Source organism: Archangium violaceum, from assembly GCF_016859125.1.
GTDB lineage: Bacteria > Myxococcota > Myxococcia > Myxococcales > Myxococcaceae > Archangium > Archangium violaceum_A.
In genome coordinates, this window is sequence record NZ_CP069338.1 from 10,684,363 (window position 1) to 10,701,960 (window position 17,598).

19 protein-coding genes are annotated in these 17,598 nt (G+C 69.7%); 11 read left to right on the plus strand and 8 right to left on the minus strand.

The window, feature by feature from the left end:
• The first annotated feature begins 6 nt into the window (after window positions 1-6).
• From JQX13_RS45035 to JQX13_RS45065, 7 genes are all read left to right on the plus strand, one after another.
• Window positions 7-372: a DUF6184 family natural product biosynthesis lipoprotein gene (locus tag JQX13_RS45035; RefSeq protein ID WP_203405570.1), complete on the plus strand. Its 366-nt coding sequence runs from the start codon at window positions 7-9 to the stop codon at window positions 370-372.
• 111 nt (window positions 373-483) lie between these two features.
• Entirely contained in the window at window positions 484-1,491 is a 1,008-nt protein-coding gene (locus JQX13_RS45040) for a serine/threonine-protein kinase (protein WP_203405571.1), read from the plus strand.
• Between the two features lie 66 nt (window positions 1,492-1,557).
• Window positions 1,558-2,898 carry a sigma 54-interacting transcriptional regulator gene (locus JQX13_RS45045; protein WP_203405572.1) on the plus strand — a complete coding sequence of 447 codons (1,341 nt, stop codon included), beginning with the start codon at window positions 1,558-1,560 and terminating at the stop codon, window positions 2,896-2,898.
• A 28-nt stretch (window positions 2,899-2,926) separates the two neighbouring features.
• A complete protein-coding gene (locus JQX13_RS45050) occupies window positions 2,927-4,381 on the plus strand; it encodes a serine/threonine-protein kinase (RefSeq protein WP_203405573.1) in 1,455 nt (484 codons plus the stop codon).
• 7 nt (window positions 4,382-4,388) lie between these two features.
• On the plus strand, window positions 4,389-5,261 hold the full coding sequence (locus tag JQX13_RS45055) for a PEGA domain-containing protein (RefSeq protein WP_203405574.1): 873 nt from the start codon (window positions 4,389-4,391) through the stop codon (window positions 5,259-5,261).
• A gap of 1 nt (window position 5,262) precedes the next feature.
• The gene (locus tag JQX13_RS45060; RefSeq protein ID WP_203405575.1) at window positions 5,263-6,348 is read left to right on the plus strand and encodes a hypothetical protein; all 1,086 of its coding nucleotides are present in this window, start codon (window positions 5,263-5,265) and stop codon (window positions 6,346-6,348) included.
• Window positions 6,349-6,503: 155 nt separating this feature from the next.
• Window positions 6,504-7,493, plus strand: coding sequence for a hypothetical protein (locus tag JQX13_RS45065; RefSeq protein WP_203405576.1), 990 nt, complete (start codon window positions 6,504-6,506; stop codon window positions 7,491-7,493).
• Here the strand turns inward: JQX13_RS45065 and JQX13_RS45070 are convergent.
• From JQX13_RS45070 to JQX13_RS45080, 3 genes are all read right to left on the minus strand, one after another.
• Window positions 7,478-8,764 (minus strand): RNA polymerase sigma factor, encoded by a 1,287-nt coding sequence (locus JQX13_RS45070; protein ID WP_203405577.1) that lies wholly within the window; start codon window positions 8,762-8,764, stop codon window positions 7,478-7,480. The genes JQX13_RS45065 and JQX13_RS45070 overlap by 16 nt on opposite strands.
• 53 nt (window positions 8,765-8,817) lie before the next feature.
• On the minus strand, window positions 8,818-9,252 hold the full coding sequence (locus JQX13_RS45075; RefSeq protein ID WP_203405578.1) for a YciI family protein: 435 nt from the start codon (window positions 9,250-9,252) through the stop codon (window positions 8,818-8,820).
• A 193-nt stretch (window positions 9,253-9,445) separates the two neighbouring features.
• Entirely contained in the window at window positions 9,446-10,576 is a 1,131-nt protein-coding gene (locus tag JQX13_RS45080) for a hypothetical protein (protein ID WP_203405579.1), read from the minus strand.
• Window positions 10,577-10,854: 278 nt separating this feature from the next.
• Here JQX13_RS45080 and JQX13_RS45085 point away from each other — a divergent pair, with 278 nt between their 5' ends.
• A complete protein-coding gene (locus JQX13_RS45085; RefSeq protein WP_203405580.1) occupies window positions 10,855-11,844 on the plus strand; it encodes a hypothetical protein in 990 nt (329 codons plus the stop codon).
• Between the two features lie 127 nt (window positions 11,845-11,971).
• Here the strand turns inward: JQX13_RS45085 and JQX13_RS54875 are convergent, their stop codons facing one another.
• The 5 genes from JQX13_RS54875 to JQX13_RS45105 form a co-directional block, all read right to left on the minus strand.
• Window positions 11,972-12,484 (minus strand): hypothetical protein, encoded by a 513-nt coding sequence (locus JQX13_RS54875; protein ID WP_239014240.1) that lies wholly within the window; start codon window positions 12,482-12,484, stop codon window positions 11,972-11,974.
• Window positions 12,463-12,894 (minus strand): FAD-binding protein, encoded by a 432-nt coding sequence (locus tag JQX13_RS54880; RefSeq protein ID WP_239014241.1) that lies wholly within the window; start codon window positions 12,892-12,894, stop codon window positions 12,463-12,465. The genes JQX13_RS54875 and JQX13_RS54880 overlap by 22 nt, the downstream gene beginning before the upstream one ends.
• Window positions 12,895-13,019: 125 nt before the next feature.
• A complete protein-coding gene (locus JQX13_RS45095; protein ID WP_203405581.1) occupies window positions 13,020-14,279 on the minus strand; it encodes a cytochrome P450 in 1,260 nt (419 codons plus the stop codon).
• 42 nt (window positions 14,280-14,321) lie between these two features.
• Window positions 14,322-14,516 (minus strand): ferredoxin, encoded by a 195-nt coding sequence (locus tag JQX13_RS45100; RefSeq protein ID WP_203405582.1) that lies wholly within the window; start codon window positions 14,514-14,516, stop codon window positions 14,322-14,324.
• 204 nt (window positions 14,517-14,720) lie between these two features.
• Window positions 14,721-15,668, minus strand: coding sequence for a LysR family transcriptional regulator (locus JQX13_RS45105; protein WP_203405583.1), 948 nt, complete (start codon window positions 15,666-15,668; stop codon window positions 14,721-14,723).
• A 112-nt stretch (window positions 15,669-15,780) separates the two neighbouring features.
• Between JQX13_RS45105 and JQX13_RS45110 the strand changes: the two genes are divergently transcribed.
• The 3 genes from JQX13_RS45110 (at window position 15,781) to JQX13_RS45120 (ending at window position 17,576) form a co-directional block, all read left to right on the plus strand.
• On the plus strand, window positions 15,781-16,278 hold the full coding sequence (locus JQX13_RS45110) for a DoxX family membrane protein (protein ID WP_203405584.1): 498 nt from the start codon (window positions 15,781-15,783) through the stop codon (window positions 16,276-16,278).
• Between the two features lie 98 nt (window positions 16,279-16,376).
• Window positions 16,377-16,715 (plus strand): hypothetical protein, encoded by a 339-nt coding sequence (locus JQX13_RS45115; protein ID WP_203405585.1) that lies wholly within the window; start codon window positions 16,377-16,379, stop codon window positions 16,713-16,715.
• A gap of 543 nt (window positions 16,716-17,258) precedes the next feature.
• A complete protein-coding gene (locus JQX13_RS45120) occupies window positions 17,259-17,576 on the plus strand; it encodes a hypothetical protein (protein WP_203405586.1) in 318 nt (105 codons plus the stop codon).
• Window positions 17,577-17,598: the final 22 nt, after the last annotated feature.

Sequence of the window (17,598 nt, forward strand, 5' to 3'; positions counted from 1 at the left end):
ACCCCTATGCGCATCTCTTCCTCCCTCTCCCTGCTGTCCCTGCTTCTCCTTCTCCCCGCGTGTGGCCCGACCTCCCGCGCCGATGCGCAAGACCAGGCCACCGACTCCGCCTGCGACTACTACGACGCGTGTGAGGAGATCGGCTCCGGCGAGGGCAAGCAGTTCCAGGACCGGAGCGAGTGTGAGGTGAAGATCCGCGATTACTTCCAGGCCGTGTGGACGGCGGATAACTGCCCTGCCATCAACGAGAAGGGGCTCGAGACGTGCCTGGAGCGCATCCGCACCACCTCGTGCTCGAGTGCAACGGACTTCATCAACACCGCGCTCCTCGTCTGTGGCGCGGGCTCGGTCTGCCAGGACGTCGAGGACTGAGCGTTCGGTGGAGCGGCTCGATGGGCCGCTCCTCTCCGCCCCTCCGGGCCGTCTCCGCATCAGGTCGAGTGTTCGGAGCGAGGGGCGTGGGAGGCCCGCTATATTGGCGCCATGACGCAGGGAGGAGAGGCAGGCGCGGTGGGCCGCTACCGGCGGGTGTCCCGCCTGGCGCGCGGTGGAATGGCGGAGGTGTTCCTCGGCGTCCTGCCCGGGCCCGAGGGCTTCGAGAAGCCGGTGGTCATCAAACGCTTGCTGCCGGAGCTGGCCGGACAGGAGGCCTACCGGCAGATGTTCGCCCAGGAGGCGCGGCTGATGGCCACCTTCGGCCACGCGCACGTCGTCTCGGTGCTGGACTTCGGGCTGGAGGCGGGCGCGCCGTACCTGGTGCTGGAGTACGTGGAGGGGGTGGACCTGGCCCGGGCGCTCGCCGCGCGAGGACCGCTGGCACCCGCGCTCGTGCGGCACCTGGGCCTGTGCCTGCTGCGCGCGCTCGAGCACGTGCACGGCCTGCGCGACACCCGGGGCGAGTGGCTGGGGCTCGTCCACCGCGACGTGAGCCCCGCCAACGTGCTGCTGGGGCACACCGGCGACGTGAAGCTGGGGGACTTCGGCATCGCCAAGGGGCTGCGCACGCCCTCGCGCACCGCGCCCGGCAGCACGCGCGGCACGCTGCGCTACATGTCCCCCGAGCAGGTGCGCGGCGGCCCCCTGGACGCGCGGGCCGATCTCTTCTCGCTCGGGGTGCTCCTCTACGAGGCGGTGGTGGGCCGCAGCCCCTTCGCCGCGGCCACGGACGCGCAGTTGCTGCTCGCCGTGCGGGACGCGCGCCTGGAGCCCGCCGAGCACCTGCTGCAACGGGCCGGGCCGGCCCTGGCGGGCGTCCTCCAGCGAGCCCTGCGCCCCCACCCCTCCGAGCGCTTCGCCTCCGCGGGAGACATGGCTCGCGCCCTGCTGGACGTGGACACCGGTTCCGGGGCGGAACAGCCCTGGCACGTGGCCGGGCTGGTGGCGGAGACGCTCGCCGCCGGTCGTACCCCAGGGGCCTCCGGGCCCGGGAAGAGAGCCGCGAGCCCGTTCTCCGCCGCCCTCCTCGAAGGCCAGGGGGACGAGGAGGCGTGACGCCGGCGTGCCCCTTGATTCCTCGCCCCGTGCCCTCCCGGACGGAAGGTGCTATGCACGGCTGGCATGTCAGGGCGTACCGAGCTCATCCCCGCGCAGACACCGGCCAGCGGGCTCTCCGTTCAGAGGGTGAACCTCGAGGTGTCGGCCGGCCCGGACGCGGGCACCACGGTGAGCAGCTCCGCCGAGAAGATCACCCTCGGCACGGCCCCGGGCAATGATCTGGTGCTCACCGACACCACCGTGTCGCGCTTCCACGCCGAGCTGGTGCGCGAGCGCGGCGGCTACCGTGTGAAGGACCTGGGCAGCACCAACGGCACGCGGGTGGACCACGTGCGCGTGCAGGACGCCTATGTCGCGGACGGCTCCACGCTGACCTTCGGCGGCACCACGGTGCGCTTCTCCCTGGTGGCCACTCGGGACGTGTTGCCCCTGCACCCCGAGCCCCGCTTCGGCGGGCTGGTGGGCGAGAGCGCCGTGATGCGGGCCCTGTTCGCCCAGCTGGCGCGCCTGGCCGCCACGGACGCCACGGTGCTCGTCGAGGGCGAGAGCGGCACCGGCAAGGAGTTGGTGGCCGAGGCGCTCCACCAGGCCAGCCCGCGGGCCTCGGGCCCCTTCGTGGTGGTGGACTGCGGCTCCATCCCCGCCGAGCTGGTGGAGAGCGAGCTGTTCGGCCATGAGAGGGGCGCCTTCACCGGAGCCACCCACGAGCGCCGGGGCGCCTTCGAGGCCGCCAGCGGGGGCACCCTCTTCCTGGACGAGCTGGGCGAGCTCCCCCTGGCCGTGCAACCCAAGCTGCTGCGCGCGCTGGAGCGCCGGCAGGTCAAGCGCGTGGGCGCGGATGGGTACCGGAGCGTGGACGTGCGCTTCGTGGCCGCCACGCACCGCGACCTGCGCGAGGCCGTCAACCGCGGACAGTTCCGCGAGGACCTGTACTTCCGGCTCGCCGTGGGCATGGTGCGCGTGCCACCGCTGCGCTCGCACCTGGAGGATCTGCCGCACCTGCTGGAGCACCTGTGGACGGAGACGTTCCGCTCGCTCGGCCTGCCGCCCCGGCCCTTCACCGCCCCCAGCCCCGAGACGCTGCACCAGCTCTCCACCCTGCCCTGGCGCGGCAACGTGCGCGAGCTGCGCAACTTCGTCGAGCGCAGCGTGGCCCTCTCCGGCGCGCTGGATGCCTCGTTCCTCCAGGCGGCCAGCGCTCCGGCGGCGTCGGCCGGGGCCCCCACCGTGCGCGTGGAGCTGCCCTACAAGGAGGCCAAGGAGGCCTGGCTCGCCCACTTCGAGGAGACGTACCTGCGCCAGCGCCTGGCGGCCTCGGGCGGAAACGTGAGCCAGATGGCGCGCGAGGCCGAGGTGGACCGGGCCCACGTCATCAAGCTGTTGCGCAAGCACGCGGTGCGCTGACGTCCATGCTCTCCCCTTCCCCCGTGCCATGAACCCAGCTCCCAAGCCGCGCTGTCCGACGTGCCAGAGCGAGTACGCGGAGGACGTCTCGTACTGTCCCCGAGACGGCGCGGCGCTGCTGCCCGCCGTGCTGGAGGGCCGCTACCGGTTGCTGTCGCAGCTCGGCGCGGGAGGCATGGGTGTGGTGTACCTCGCCGAGCACCTGGGCCTGCGCAAGAGCGTGGCGGTGAAGCTGCTGCGCGGTGAGCTGTCGCGAGATCCCACCTTCGCCCGCCGCTTCGAGCAGGAGGCCATCGCCGCCAGCCAGATCGGCCACGAGCACATCGTCAACGTGACGGACCTGGGCCGCACCCCCACCGGTGAGCTCTTCTACGTCATGGAATTGCTGGAGGGAGAGAGCCTCGGGGCGCTGCTGCTGCGCGAACACTTCCTCCCGCTGGGGCGCGCCGTGCCCATCCTGACGCAGGTGTGCCGGGCACTCGAGGCGGCGCATGCGCGCGGCATCGTCCACCGGGACGTGAAGCCGCAGAACGTGATGCTCCTGCGGCGCCAGGGGCAGGCGGACTTCGTCAAGGTGGTGGACTTCGGCATCTCCAAGGTGATGCAGGGGCAGCCGGGCAACGGGCTCACCGAGGCGGGCGCCATCCTCGGCACCGCCAACTACATGGCCCCGGAGCAGGCGGCGGGTGGACCGGTGGATGCCCGGGCGGATGTGTACTCGGTGGGTGTGCTCACCTACGAGCTCTGCACCGGCTCGCGCCCCTTCCGTGGGGACAACACCTTCGCCACGATGTTGCAGCACCTGGAGGCCACCGCCGAGCCCCCCAGCCGGCGCCGCCCGGACCTCGGCCTGCCGCCGGAGCTGGACGCGCTGGTGCTGAGCGCGCTCGCCAAGGACCCGGCCGCTCGCCCCATCCTGGAGACATTCCGAGCCGGGCTGGAGGCGCTCGTTACGGGCCGCGTGCCCGTGCTCCCGCCCGCCACACCGCCCGTTCCGCCTACCGTGGCCGAGCCCCTCGAGCCCACCGCGGTGTCCACCCGGAGCCTGGAGTCGGTCCACCGTCGCGGGCGCGGCGGGCTCCTCGCGGGAGGAGTGGGCGCCCTGCTGCTCCTCGGCGGCGTGGGGCTGTGGGCGGTCACCTCGCGAGGCCCGGCCGTGGAGCCCTCGAAGGAGTCCGCTCCCCCGCCGGCTCCGGCCCGTCCACGCCTGTCCATCACCTCGCGGCCCGAGGGCGCCACGGTGACGCTGGGCGGGCGGGTGCTCGGAGTCACGCCCCTGGAACTGGAGCGCCCGGACGGAGACGCCGGCCCCCTACGCCTCACCCTGGAGGGCCACACCCCCGAGGTGCTCGAGCGCCTGCCCGAGGGCGAGCGGCTGGAAGTCACGCTGAAGAAACCACCGCCGCCGCGCGTGCGGCCCGACAAGCCCCGGACGGGCAAGGCCCAGGGCAACGTCCAGGACCTCAAGCCCAACCCCTTCTGAACCGACGATGACCACCCGCCACCGCCGCATGTCCTTCCCGGCGCTCCTCGTCGCGCTGCTGCTCGCCCTGGGAGGTACGGGGGCGAGCGCCACCGAGCCCGGAGCCGCCCGCGCCACCGCTCGCAAGCACTTCGAGCGCGGAACCACCCTCTACCAGGAGGGCCGCTACGCCGAGGCCGCCGCCGCCTTCGAGGCCGCCTACCAGACGCTCGCCAACGGCGTGGTCCTCTACAACCTGGGCCAGTGTTACGAGAAGCTCGGCGATCTCCAGCGGGCCATCGGCTACTACCGCGACTACCTGCGCATGGTGCCCGACGCGGAGGACCGGCCACTCGTCGAGTCGCTCATCGCCCGGCTGGAGAAACGCCACGAAGAGGAGCGCCGCCCCCAGGTGACCGTCTCCAGCGAGCCCGCGGGAGCACGCGTCCAGGTGGATGGCGAGGCGCGTGGGGTGACGCCCTGGAGCAGCAAGCTGGAGGTGGGCCCGCACCGGCTCGAGGTGACACACGAGGGCTACCAGCCACTGCGGCGCGACGTGGAGTTGCGGCCGGGCGAGCCCCTCGAGCTCCAGTTGATGCTCACGCCCTTGTCGAGGAGCGGAGTGGCGCTCGAAAGCAGCCCGGGACAACCACGCAGGCGCGTCTGGACGTGGGTGGCCGCGGGCGCGGCGGGGGTGGCGACGGCGGGGGCGGTGACGCTCGGGCTACTGGCGCGCTCCGACTCGCGGGAGCTGCTGGCCCGGCCGCACGAGCGCGCCGAGGCGCAGCGACTGCACGACTCGGCCCTGGGACGGGCGCGGGCCTCCAACATCCTCACCGGTACCGCGGGCGTGGCCCTGCTGGCGGGCACGACCCTGTTCTTCCTCGAGGGGAGCTTCTGACGTGCGCGCCTGGCTGACGGTGGTGATGATGATGGCCCTGGCGGGCTGCGGCGTGCAGGTAACGGGCGCGCCATGCGAGGACGACCTGCAGTGCCCGAGTGCCCAGCGCTGCACCCCCGAGGGCCGCTGCGTGGCGGGCGCCCGCTCCGGGGAGCACCTGCTGGAGTCCTGCCGCACGGCGGTGGAGACGCTCGCCCGGCGCGCGAACCAGTGCGACGGCGGGCCGCCGGACAGCTACCAGCGGATGGTGGACACCGAAGCGGTGTGTGCCTCGGTGGTGGCGAGCGTCCAGACGGGACGGCAGACCTTCCTCCCGGAACAGTTCGGCGCTTGCGTGCGCCGCCTGCGCGGCCTGCCCTGTGGCGCGCTGACGCTCGAGGAGTTCAGCCAGGGCAACCTGTTGGCCCACTGCGACGCCCTGACGCCCCAGGTGGCGGAAGGCAACCCGTGTGGCAGCAACCTGGACTGTCAGGGCGGCTGGTGTGACACGAGCGCCGGCTGTCCCGGCGTGTGCAAGCGCTACGTGCCCGCGGGGAGCGGGTGTGACGGCAGCGTCCCGTGCCAGCCCGGCTCCACCTGCTCGCTCAACGTGTGCCGCGCGTACGCGAACCTGGGCGAGTCCTGCGCCTGGGGGGTGCGCTGCGCGCCCGAGGCCAACGCCGCGTGCGTGAACAATCTGTGTGTCGCGCGCAAGGAGGCCGGTGCCTGCGCGAGCGCCGACGAGTGCGCGCCCGGCCAGGCCTGCGTGAAGCTGGCCGCGGGCGCGACCGCCCCGCGCGAGTGCCGCCCGGCCCGGGGCCTGGACGAGGCCTGCACGCCCGGGGCCCTCGAGTGCGGCGGCCTGCTCTACTGTGAGGCCGCCTCCGCGCGCTGCCGCCCGTGGAGGGAGCTCGGCCAGACGTGCTTCAACCCGGACGGCACGGAGGAGCTGGCCCTGTGCCTCGGGAGCCGGTGCGCCTTCGGTCCCTTCGTCCAGCTCGTCTGCCAGCAGTACGCCGCCCCCGGAGAGGCCTGCCTGCTCAACGCGGACTGCGGCCCCACGGGCGCCTGCCGCAACAAGGTCTGCGTCCCCACCTGGTGCCGGTGAGCCTCGGCACGATGTAGAGCGCGCCCTACGGCGCGGGTGCCTCCCGTAGGGTTCGGCCTACAGGCGCGGCGGGGGCACCTCGTGGTTTCGCGGGTTTGGCGGTGGTCCGCCCCTTGCTCATGGGGACGGCACGACTTCCCACCCGAGGAAACACCATGAAGAAGATGTTCGGCGTCCTGGCTTCGCTCTCCCTCGCCGCTTGCGGCGGCCCCCAGATCGAAACGGTGTCCTTCAAGGACGGCCTGCCCTCCCAGGAGATGGCGAAGCTGGAGGTCCCCACCGAGAGCGAGCAGCGCATCAACCAGGGTCTGGCCCACGTGGAGCAGACGCTGCGAGGCGATCTGTCCCGCACCTGGCTCGTGACCGGGGGGACGGTGCTCTTCGTCAACGGCGTCACCCTGTGGACGCTCGGCTCGCTCAACTTCGTGGCGGGCTTCGAGCCGACCTCGGATGACGGCACCACGGCGGTGTGGGGTCCGCACACCAACGACTGGGAGGGCACCACCTGGAAGCTGACGGCCGTGCGCACCGCGCCCAATGCCTTCCGCTACACCCTGGAGGCCAAGGCCAGGGGCGCCGCGGACAGCGAGTACGCCGCCGTCATCACCGGCTCGCATACGGTGGCGGTGGACGAGAACGGCAAGGCCATCAAGGGCTATGGCGAGGGGCGCTTCGACATCGACTACGACAAGGCCGCGCGTCTGCCGCACCAGGACAGCAAGAAGGGCCGGGTGAGCTTCCACTACAACCGGCAGAGCCCCACGGCCGCGGTCACCGTGGACGTGGACCTCGAGGAGTTCGTCAACGACGCCTCCAGGCCCGACACGGCCGCCTACCGCTACAGCCAGGTGCCCGGGGGCGAGGGCTCGTTCGAGTTCGCCGTCGACTCCAACATCCACTGGTTCGACCTGACCCGGATCGCCCTGGAGCGCTGGAGCATCAAGAGCCGCTGGACGGCCACGGGCGCGGGCCGCGCGGACGTGCGCGCGACCGGAGGCGATCTCGCCAGCCCCGTCACGATGAACGAGTGCTGGGACACGCACTTCCGCTCGACCTTCATGGACGGCAACGTGGCCTCCCAGCTGCGCTGGGGTAGCGAGTCCACGGACTGCGCCATCATCGGCGCGTCCTACTCCACGCGCTGAGGCCTACCGCGGGGCGCGCCTGGAGTACACGCGGCGGCGCGCTCGCGCAGCAACTGGCGCTCGCGTGCGTTGCGCGTGAGCGAGGCCGCGCGCTCGAACTCCGCACGGGCCTCGTCGAGGCGTCCGAGCTTCGCGAGCAGGTCCCCTCGCACGCTCGGCAGGAGGTGGTAGCCCTCGAGCGCGCGCTCCGAGGTCAGCGCATCGACGATCTCGAGCCCCGCCGCGGGCCCGGACGCCATGGCGACGGCGACCGCGCGATTCAGCTCCACGACGGGCGAAGACGTGAGCTGGGCGAGTTCCTCGTAGAGCGCCGCGATGCGGGCCCAGTCCGTCTCCTCCGGCGTGAGCGCGCGTGCGTGGCAGGCGGCGATCTCGGCCTGCAACACGTAGGGGCCCCGCTCGCCCCCGAGCTTTTCGGCACGCTCCCGCGCCGCGAGCCCCCGGCGGATGAGGATGCGATCCCAGAGCGCGCGGTTCTGCTCCATCAACAGGACGGGCTCTCCCGACGGACCCACCCGCGCCCTCAGCCGCGAGGCCTGGAGCTCCATCAACGCGACGAGGCCATGGACCTCCGGCTCCTTCGGGACGAGCTCGGCCAGGATGCGGCCGAGACGAAGCGCGTCCTCACAGAGCGCGGGCCGGACCCAGTCGTCACCGGCGGTGGCCGAGTAGCCCTCGTTGAAGATGAGGTAGAGGACCTCCAGCACCGACGACAGCCGGGCGGCGAGCTCCTCCCCACGCGGGACCTCGAAGGGGACGCGCGCCTCCGAGAGGGTCCGCTTTGCCCGGACGATGCGCTGGGCCACGGTCGGCTCCAGGACCAGGAAGGCCCGGGCGATCTCCTCGGTCGTCAGGCCACCGAGCAGGCGCAACGTGAGCGCGACGCGCGCCTCGGTCGAGAGCACCGGATGACACGAGATGAGCATGAGGCGCAGGAGATCGTCGCCGACGTCGTTGTCGATCGCCGCGTCGAGGTCCGGCGTCCGCTCGGTCTCGAGCTCGTGGCCGAGCTGCTCGTGCTTGCGCTCGAGCAGCTTGTTCCGGCGGAACATGTCGATGGCCCGGCGCTTCGCGGTGGCCATGAGCCAGGCGCCCGGCTTGTCCGGCACACCTGACTGCGGCCACTGCTCGAGCGCGGCGACGAGCGCGTCCTGCGCGAGCTCCTCGGCCAGAGCGACGTCACGAACGAACCGCGTGAGCCCGGCGATGAGCCGGGCCGACTCGATTCTCCAGACCGCGTGGATCGCGCGTTGCGTCTCGGTGGCCGTCACGGCGGCCGATCAGAGCAACTTCGGCCGTCCGTGCAAGGCCGGGGGAACCCCGGCTACGCCTTCTCGACCTTCGCGGCCAACTCCGCGGCCAGGCGCTCCTCCGCCGCCCGGAGCTCGGGCGTCAACGCGGGACCGAAGTCGTCCGCCTCGAACACCCGGCGGAGCTCGATCTCGCTCTCCGAGCCAGTGGGGTTGGGACAGCGCCTGGCCCACTCGATCGCCTCCTCCATCGACTTCACCTGCCACATCCAGAAGCCGGCGATCAGCTCCTTGGTCTCGGTGAAGGGCCCGTCGATGACCGTCCTCTTGCTTCCGGAGAACCTGACGCGCGCGCCCTTCGAGCTTGGGTGCAGGCCCTCGCCCGCGAGCATCACGCCGGCCTTCACCAGTTCCTCGTTGTACTTCCCCATTTCGGCCAGCTGCTCCGTCGTCGGGAGGACGCCCGCCTCGGTGTCCTTCGTGGCCTTGATCAGCACCATGACTTTCATCGCCGTATCTCCTTCCGGGTGGATGCCGGGGTGTGCTCCCTGGCTCCTACCCTGACGTCGAACGAGGGCCGCCGGGATCGACATGGGATTTTCGATGTTTTTCAGCGCGCCCAAGTGCCCGGATTTCCTGGCCGGCAGGGGCTGGAGGCCCACCCCGAGGGGGGGGGCGGGCATTCCCCGGTCCCCTGCCCGCTCAGCTCTCGCAGGTGCCAGGAAAGCCCGGTTGGCAGGTGCCGTCGACGCAGAGCAGGCCCTGTCTGCATGAGGCCCACTCGTACGAATCGCACGCCTCCCCCAGCTTCCCCTGGGGCTTGCAGCTCTCCGTCCCCGTCCTCCTGTCGCACCAGTTCCCCAGGCCACATTCGGTGCCGGAGCAGGATTCTCCCGCCTCCGCGGGCCGCCGGCACGTGCGCTCCGCGCCTCGACTGTCGCTGCCGCAGACGAGATTCGTCCGGCACGTGAAGAGGCCGTAGACGTCGGAGCACGGCTCGCCGAGGACGTGCAGCTCACGACACCTCCCCGGCTCCGAATCGGTCGTCTTCTCGCAGAAGAGGTCCTCCTTGCAGCCGCCTCCCGTGCAGGCCTCTCCCACGTCGGCGAGCCGGCGGCAGCTCCCCTCGACGCAGCGCAGGTGCGGCAGGCAGAGGCCCCCGCCCGAGCCGCAAGCCGCGCCCTCCGTGGCCAGGCGCTGGCACGTCTGGGTGCTGGAGTTGCAATAGAGCCCCTCGGCGCAGAGGGCATCCCGGGAGCACGCACCGCCTTCGCCCGGGCGGGCCTGACAGATGCCCTCCACGGGGATGAGCCCGGGAGCGCACTCCTGCTGGACATTGGCCAGCGTCTGGCCCAGGCCCACGCCCGGCTTGCAGGTGCCCGCGGCGCAGACCGGGACGGCCGTCCGCTCGCAGTATGAGGTGGGACCGCACTCGTCGAAGAACAGGCACGGCTCACCGTCCTTCTGCTGGCCCACGAGGAAGTCACACACGTCCCCATCGCGGGCCTCGCCGAGGCTCTGATCGCACGAGCTGTCCCGGATGCGCTCCACGCACGCCTCGGCCTGGTCCTCGTCGAAACGCAGCCGGCCAGAGCTGAACGAGCCCTCGTATGCCCAGTAGGGCGGCATCCCCGCCTCGCGCTGGATACGAGCGAACTCGCGCGCCTCGCGCACACAGGCGTCCTCGTCGCGGATTTGCCCGCAGCGTGCCTTCCGGTGGCACAGCGCCTCGTTGTACTTCTCCGAATAGTCCTCCTGGCTGATGCCCCCACACGCGGCCAGCAACAGCGCGCACACTCCGAGCACCCCCCCATTTCCATTCCACCGCTTCATGACGCCTCCTGAGCGGCGGGGCTCTATCACGAGCTCGGAAGGTAGGGGCAACGGGGGCCCGGGCGGGTGATGACTCCAGACACCAGGTGGTGAATGCAGTCATCGCGCCGCGCGACGCCAGGTGGAGCCGGGTGACGGGAGCGCTCCTGCCAAGTGACTGATTTCCCGAGACAAGGGGAGCCCGGGCCTTCGCGGGTGGCTGGGACTGGGCGTTGGCATGCGTCCTGCTCTGCGCTGTTCACGCTCACGCTCCACTTCTCGGCCTCACGGAGTCGGAAATGTCCATCACGTCCGTCAACCGCTCGCCCCTCTTCGCTCCCCTCTCGATCACCTCCGACTGCAAGCCAGTCTCCGCTCCGGCCGGGAGCGTGGAGGGAACCTCCGCGCCGCAGCCCCGGAACGACCTGTGGCGGAAGCTCCTGTCCGACGCCTTCGAGCAGGGCCCGAGCAAGCCAGTCAGCGCCTCGGGCTCCAGCAAGGTGGAGCAGATGTCGCAGGTGCTTGGCGAGCTCACACAGCTGATGAGTGCCCTGGAGACGCTGCTGCAAGGGGGCCCGGGCGGCGCCCAGGTCGAGGGGCCGCTGGACCTCGCGTCCCAGGGGGCGCTGACGTCCAATGCCGCGCCCATGATCCCGGGCAACTCGACACCACGCACCCACTCCAGTGACGCGGGCCCGGGGTTTGGAGCACCTTCCGCCGGGTCCACCGAACAGGTGAATCCGAGTGAGCCGTGGTTGGCCAAGAACAACGTCGGCTCGCCCTACAACAGCAACATGCAGCTCATCGACCCGAGCCAGAAGAGCCAGTTCAAATACACCAACACGTTCGTCAACAACACGAACCAGCCGCAGACCATCACCCTCTGGAACAAGACGGGCGAGAACGGCAACCCGAACGACGGGCAGCACTTCGACAAGAGCACGCCGAAGACGTTCACGCTGCAGCCCGGTCAGTCACAGATCGTGGCGTTCGACAGCAATAGCAGTGTGGCGTGGTGCGCATCGAAGGACGGCTCGGCGAAGCCCGGTGCGAACTTCGGTCAGACCTGGGGCGAGGCAACGTTCGCGAACGCCGGCACGGGCTGGAGCGGTTATGACACCAGCCAGATCAGCCCCGCGGGCCACAGTGGCAGGATGTCCATCTCGAACGACGCCACGGGCCACACCGTGACGGAGGCCAACGCCTGGCAGACGCCCTCGGATGACCCCGCGGGCCGCGATGTGGGCGTCCCCGCCGGCCCGCTGAATCTGACCACGACCTTCAGCTGAGGGACGCGTGAGCGCCCCACACCTCGGAACCTTCGGTTCAGGTGGTTGGTCTGGCGGTTCGACCGGGCGATCTACGGACTGATCGAGCGCCTCCGGGAGCGGAGCCGCGGCTCGTGGCGCCGGGGCCTCAATGCACCGAGACTCCGGAGTCAGGCGCCTGCTCCCGCAGCCCGAGCGCCGCCCGACATGTCTTCGTGTAGAGGTCGCGGAAGATGTTGTCCGGGTCCGTGAGCTGTTTCACGGCCTGCCAGGTTTCCTTGTTCCAGATGCTCCAGAAGGTCTGCTCGTCGTAGTAGTTGTACGAAATGAGCGTCTTGGTGCCGTTGACCCGCTGCAGCTCATCCTCGAATTCCTTGTAGAGGTTACGGCCGGGCTGTTGCTCGAGCCCATACACCGCGAGGTCCAGGAACAGCGGATCCTTCACGCCGGACCACCAGCGGGGCGTCTGCCACTCGTAGTCCCGCGTTCGCCGGTAGGGCACGCACCACACCGGGTAGAAGTGCATCTCGCGGTGGTACCAGTCCATGAACTCGGCCGTGCGCAAGAAGGGGATGAACACGTCCACGAAGACCGGCGGGTTCTTCTTCGGCAGCAAGCGGTGGAAGCGCTCCGCGGCCCTCAGCACGCTGTCCGAGTGCACCCACCTGCCCCGTTCCGGAAGGACATGGACTCGATGGAGCACCCCGCGACGGCGCCCCCGAGCGTGATGGTCTTGTGCTCGGGAATGATGATGGGCACGAGCCCGTAGCGCCACGTCGCGCGGACCACCTCCTCGAAGGTGACCGCGGGCTCGGCCGTGCACGTCATCGCCACGGGATCGATCTCGAGGATCTGGTCGAGATCACTCAGATCGATCTTCTCGTCCCCGCGCCGCTGGTCGTAGCGCTTGGGCACCTGGTGCGGCGGTGTCTTCTTCTTGAAGGACACGGGCCGCGTGCTCTTCCGCTGCCGCAACTGCCGCGCGATCCGCTCGACTTTCGCCTCGTGGCGTGAATCGCGCCGCGCGGGTACCTCCGGCAAGAGCACGTCGGGCGCCGAGTCCATTTGCATCTCGTTCCTCCGCCTCCTGAGGGTGGGGAAGTCCCCGACCATTGGGGAGACATGGCCCGCGCGATAAGCCCTCGCCCGTTCGGTTGCCTGGCGGAGAGCCGGGCCCGGGCCTGGCTCGCCGCGAATCACGCCGAGGGCGAGCGCAAGTCGACCTCGAGCGATTCCATCCTGCGGATGACGGGGTGCGGCCCGAACGAGGGCGGCTTCACGAGCCGCAACTCCGGGAACCGGCGCACCAGGGTGCCCACGGCGATCTGCACCTCGAGCCGCGCCAGGTTCGCCCCGATGCAGTAGTGCGCCCCGTGTCCGAATGCGATGCTCGCGTTCGTGTTGCGCCGGATATCGAAGACATCGGCCTTGTCGAACGTGCTCTCGTCGCGCAGCGCGCTGTTGAGCATGATCAGCAGCATCTGCCCCTTCTTGATGCGCACCCCGCCCAGCTCCACGTCCTCCAGGGCGTAGCGGGAGATCCCCAACTTCCCGAAGTTGTCGAAGCGCAGGACCTCCTCGACGAAGTTCTTGAGCAGCTCGGGCTCGGTCTTCACCTGGGCGAGCACCTCGGGCCGCTGCAGCAGGTTGTACACGCAGAAGGCAATCAGGTGGACGGTGGTCTCGAAACCACCCACGATGAGCGCGGCCACCAGCGAGAGCAGCTCCTGCTTGTTGAGCTTGTCCCCCTGCTCCTCCGTCTGGATGAGCGTCGTCAGGATGTCGCTCTCCAGCGGGTTGCGGCGCCGGTCCTCGATCGTCTCCCCCACCAGGGCGATCCCCTCGCGGATGTGCCGGCGCAGGAGCTCCTGCTCCTCGGGCGCGACCAGGCCGGGGAGGACGTTCTTGATCACCGCGTTCGTGAAGTCCTGGAACAGCTCCTCGCGCCCCTTGGGGATCTTCAGCATGGAGCCGATGACCCGCGCCGGGATGCGCTCGGCGAACTCATTGACCACGTCCAGCCGGCCCTTCGCCGCCACGCCGTCGAGGATCTCGTCGACGATGGCCTGGATCTCCGGACGCAGCCGCTCGATGGCACGCGGGGTGAGCGCCGGACTGACGAGCTTGCGTACGCGGGCATGGTCCTGCGCGTTGAGGGCGAACAGCCCGTTCTTGTTCAGCTCCGCCAGTTCGGGAACCATCGCGGCGGAGCCCAGCACCGAGGCGAACTCCCACTCGGCCCGGTCGGGCGAGAACCTCTTGTTATCGCGGAGCACGGCGACGGCGTCCTCATACCGGCTGACCAGCCAGCCGCGCCCCTGCTCCCAGTAGAAGAGGGGCGCCTCCGTCCGCAGCTTCTCGAGCGCGGGATAGGGATTCGCGTCAAATCCGGGCGCGTACGGATTGAACTGCACGGAAGGCCGGGTCTCACTCGGGTTCGTCGGGTTGGCGGACATCGATGAATTCCTTCTCGAGGGGTAAGGGGGGACTGCGCGGGGTCAGTCGTTGGACAGGGTGAGCGCCTGGCGCGGGCAGTCACGCACGGCCCTCTCCACCTTGGCTCGCAGCTCGGGCGGCACGTTCTCCACGAGCACGTGCAGCTGGTCCTTCTCGTCCAGGTTGAAGGCCTCGGGCGCCACGTTCATGCACACGCCATTGGCTTCACAGCGATCCCAATCGACCACGACCTTCATGCTCTTCTCCTGGTGTTACCTGGGGTTGTCGCGTCGGCCTGCCGAAGACACATGGACCTCTCCATGTCATTTTTGATTGACTATTCTATCAACCAAAAATCGGCATGAAGGTAACAGGCCGAAGTCAGCCCGGCAACCGGAAAGACCCGACGAGTCCGGACTCCCTGCTTGGGATGCTGTCCTCCGAACAATCGTCAGCCCGTGTCACGTCCGCGTCTCGGTCTGACCCAGGATGCGTTGGAAGTAGCGGACGAGGAAGTCAGCGAAGGCCCGCACCTTGGGAGGCGTGAGCTGGCGATGCGGGTACACGAGGTAGATGTGGCGGTGGGTCACCGGGTGCTCGGTGAGGAGTGACACCAGGGCCCCCGAGCGCAGCTCCTCCAATACGAGGTAGCGCGGCAGGTTGGCGATGCCCCGTCCCAGGAGCGCCGCCTGCCGCAGGACGAGGTTGTTGTTGGCCACGAAGTGCCCCTGGACCTTCACGTTCGAGGAGCCCCCGGCGCCCTGGAGCTGCCACTCCCGCACCACCCGTCCAGGCTTGAAGAGGAGGCACTCGTGGTGGGCCAGGTCCTCAGGGGTCCGGGGCCTGCCGGCGCGCTGGAGGTAGAAGGGGCTCGCGCACAGGACGCGATCCTCGGCCGCGAGGCGCCGGACCACGAGGGCGCTGTCCTTCATCGTGCCGGCGATCCGCACCGCCGCGTCGAGGCCATCCTCCACGAGGTCCACCACGCGATCGCTCGCATCGAGCTCCACCTGCACCTCCGGGAAGGACTCCTGGAACACAGCCACGGCGGCCCCGACGTGAACCTCGGCGAGCACCGTGGGCGCGGAGATGCGAAGGGTGCCCCTCGGGCGCTCGGCGAGGGCCGCCATGGCGAGCCGGGCGTCCTCCAGCTCCCCGAGCACCCGCTGGCAGTGCTGGTAGAAGATGCTTCCCGCCTCGGTGAGGCTCAGGTGGTGGGTCGTCCTCCGGAGCAGCCGGGTCCCGAGCCGCTCCTCCAGGTGGGCCACCTGCTTGCTCACGGCGGAGGGAGTCAACCCGAGCTGCCGTGCCGCCGCCGAGAAGCCCTGGTTGTCGACGGCTCGCACGAACACGACCAGGGGCATCAACCCCTCGAGAAGCACCGGACCCTGCTTTTTCCGTTCAGGCACAGCCGTCTTTCCTCACGCCCACGTTCTCAACCGCCGGTGCGAAGAGCAAGTAGAGGGTGCGAGGACGAGACGCGATCCCGCCCTCCCCACCGCACCCCATCGGAAAGACACCATGAAGCTCTCGACCTCCCCAGAAAACACCTCGACTCCCTTCCCCGGCATCACGAATGCGATGGCGGGCTTCTTCCTTCTGAGGCTCTCCCTCGGCATCAACATCCTCGGGCACGGTCTGGTCCGGATCGGCAACCCCGGAGCCTTCGCCGATGCCCTCGTGCAGCTCTTCGCCAACACCTGGATTCCCTCTCCGCTGGTGCGCCTCTTCGCACTGCTGCTGCCCTTCATCGAGCTCGTCCTTGGCGTGCTGCTCACGCTCGGGCTGCTGACGCGCGCCGCCCTCTTCACCGGCGGCCTCGTCATGGTGTCCCTCGTCTTCGGCACCGCCCTGCGGAGCGACTGGGAGACGCTGGGGCTGCAGATGATCTACGCGGCCCTCTACTCCGCGCTCATGGCCACGGCCCACCTCAACCGCCTCTCGCTCGATGCCCGGTGGGCCAGGACCCGGAACCAACCGGTCCCCGCCTCCTCGAGAAACCCCGCGCCGGTCCCCTGAATCAGACGAGCCCCCTTCCACGCCATGACCCACACCAAGCCCATGTCCATCCCCTCCCCTTCCGCTCCCGAACGCCGCGCGCGACGGGCACGAAGCCGGTGGGCTTCAACGCCTTCTGGATGCGGGGGACTCCCCACACGCTGGGGAGCCTCCAGAGCCTCGGGTTCACCTACCACATCGATGACGTGAGCCGGGACGAGCCCTTCCTCATCCCCGTGAATGGCAAACCATTCGCGGTCGTGCCCTATACCCTGGGCATGAATGACATCGTCCAGTTCGAGGGGCGCAACGCCTCGGCCGAGTCCTTCGGGCGCGAGCTCAAGGACGAGTTCGACGTGCTCCATGCCGAGGCCGCCACGCGCCGGCGCATGATGTCCATCAGCACCCACGATCGGATCGCCGGTCGTCCCTCGCCGATCATCACCGGCCCGGCATGAGGCGCCCCCTGGCGCCCCTCTCCTGTGGGAGGCGCGGCCCTCCGCCGCCCCTCCGCTTGTATCTCCCGGAATGGATTATTCAACGACGAGGCAGCCACACCGCGTGCGGCAGGTCGTGGTACCCGTCACGTAACCGCCGGACGAGGAGTCGTAGCAAAGGGCGTATTCCTTCTCGATTCCAGACCTGCACGTGCTCGTCGTCTGGCCGGTACAAACCCACGTGTACTGGACGAATGTCGTGCCGGCGGGACACGCCGCCGGGCAGATCTCCTGCTCGACAGACTCGAGCGCATTGTCCTCGCCAGGAGCGACAGCCGGTCCACAAGCGACGACGCCAAGTACGAGGCAAGCCGCGGCGAATAGCTTCTTCATGAGTGCCTTCCCTGATGGGCGAACAAGTGAAGCCTTGAAGAATACCCCCGACAAAGCCGGATTCCAAGAGGACTCCGGCCTCGGCCGACCATCCATTGACGGCGCGCGGGGCCGAGGCGAATGACGCCTTGGGGACGGAATCGCCGACCCGGTGATGATATACTCCGGCGCATGGCGCCCGTCGCTCCATTTGGAAAGAACCGCGTGCTCGCACTTCTGCGCGCGGGAAGGCTGCCGTTCGTCTTCGGCTCACCGCACCCATTCGTCGCCGTCCTCGAGCAGGACGGCGTCTTCCGGGTGAGGGAACTGGTCGTCGATTCCGATGAAGCCGAAGCGGCCGCAAAGGCAGCCATGACCGAAGGCGGTTGTTGGATGCCGGAGCAGCACTACGCACTCGGCAAGCCAACGGGGCGAGTGTTCATCGAGGCGCCAACGCGTGACGCGCTCGCGGAGAAGCTCGAGGCGTATCAGTGGCCGCGGGAGTGGTGACGACCGCATGAAGTCGCGGCGG

What these genes read in the sequence shown, in the direction of transcription:
- JQX13_RS45080 (WP_203405579.1), bottom strand. Translation starts at nt 10,576, where the DNA reads ATGAAGCGGTGGAATGGAAATGGGGGGGTGCTCGGAGTGTGCGCGCTG.
- JQX13_RS45050 (WP_203405573.1), top strand. Translation starts at nt 2,927, where the DNA reads ATGAACCCAGCTCCCAAGCCGCGCTGTCCGACGTGCCAGAGCGAGTAC.
- JQX13_RS45100 (WP_203405582.1), bottom strand. Translation starts at nt 14,516, where the DNA reads ATGAAGGTCGTGGTCGATTGGGATCGCTGTGAAGCCAATGGCGTGTGC.
- JQX13_RS45075 (WP_203405578.1), bottom strand. Translation starts at nt 9,252, where the DNA reads ATGAAAGTCATGGTGCTGATCAAGGCCACGAAGGACACCGAGGCGGGC.
- JQX13_RS45110 (WP_203405584.1), top strand. Translation starts at nt 15,781, where the DNA reads ATGAAGCTCTCGACCTCCCCAGAAAACACCTCGACTCCCTTCCCCGGC.
- JQX13_RS45120 (WP_203405586.1), top strand. Translation starts at nt 17,259, where the DNA reads ATGGCGCCCGTCGCTCCATTTGGAAAGAACCGCGTGCTCGCACTTCTG.
- JQX13_RS45055 (WP_203405574.1), top strand. Translation starts at nt 4,389, where the DNA reads ATGACCACCCGCCACCGCCGCATGTCCTTCCCGGCGCTCCTCGTCGCG.
- JQX13_RS45065 (WP_203405576.1), top strand. Translation starts at nt 6,504, where the DNA reads ATGAAGAAGATGTTCGGCGTCCTGGCTTCGCTCTCCCTCGCCGCTTGC.
- JQX13_RS45040 (WP_203405571.1), top strand. Translation starts at nt 484, where the DNA reads ATGACGCAGGGAGGAGAGGCAGGCGCGGTGGGCCGCTACCGGCGGGTG.
- JQX13_RS45085 (WP_203405580.1), top strand. Translation starts at nt 10,855, where the DNA reads ATGTCCATCACGTCCGTCAACCGCTCGCCCCTCTTCGCTCCCCTCTCG.
- JQX13_RS45095 (WP_203405581.1), bottom strand. Translation starts at nt 14,279, where the DNA reads ATGTCCGCCAACCCGACGAACCCGAGTGAGACCCGGCCTTCCGTGCAG.
- JQX13_RS45035 (WP_203405570.1), top strand. Translation starts at nt 7, where the DNA reads ATGCGCATCTCTTCCTCCCTCTCCCTGCTGTCCCTGCTTCTCCTTCTC.
- JQX13_RS54880 (WP_239014241.1), bottom strand. Translation starts at nt 12,894, where the DNA reads ATGCAAATGGACTCGGCGCCCGACGTGCTCTTGCCGGAGGTACCCGCG.
- JQX13_RS45045 (WP_203405572.1), top strand. Translation starts at nt 1,558, where the DNA reads ATGTCAGGGCGTACCGAGCTCATCCCCGCGCAGACACCGGCCAGCGGG.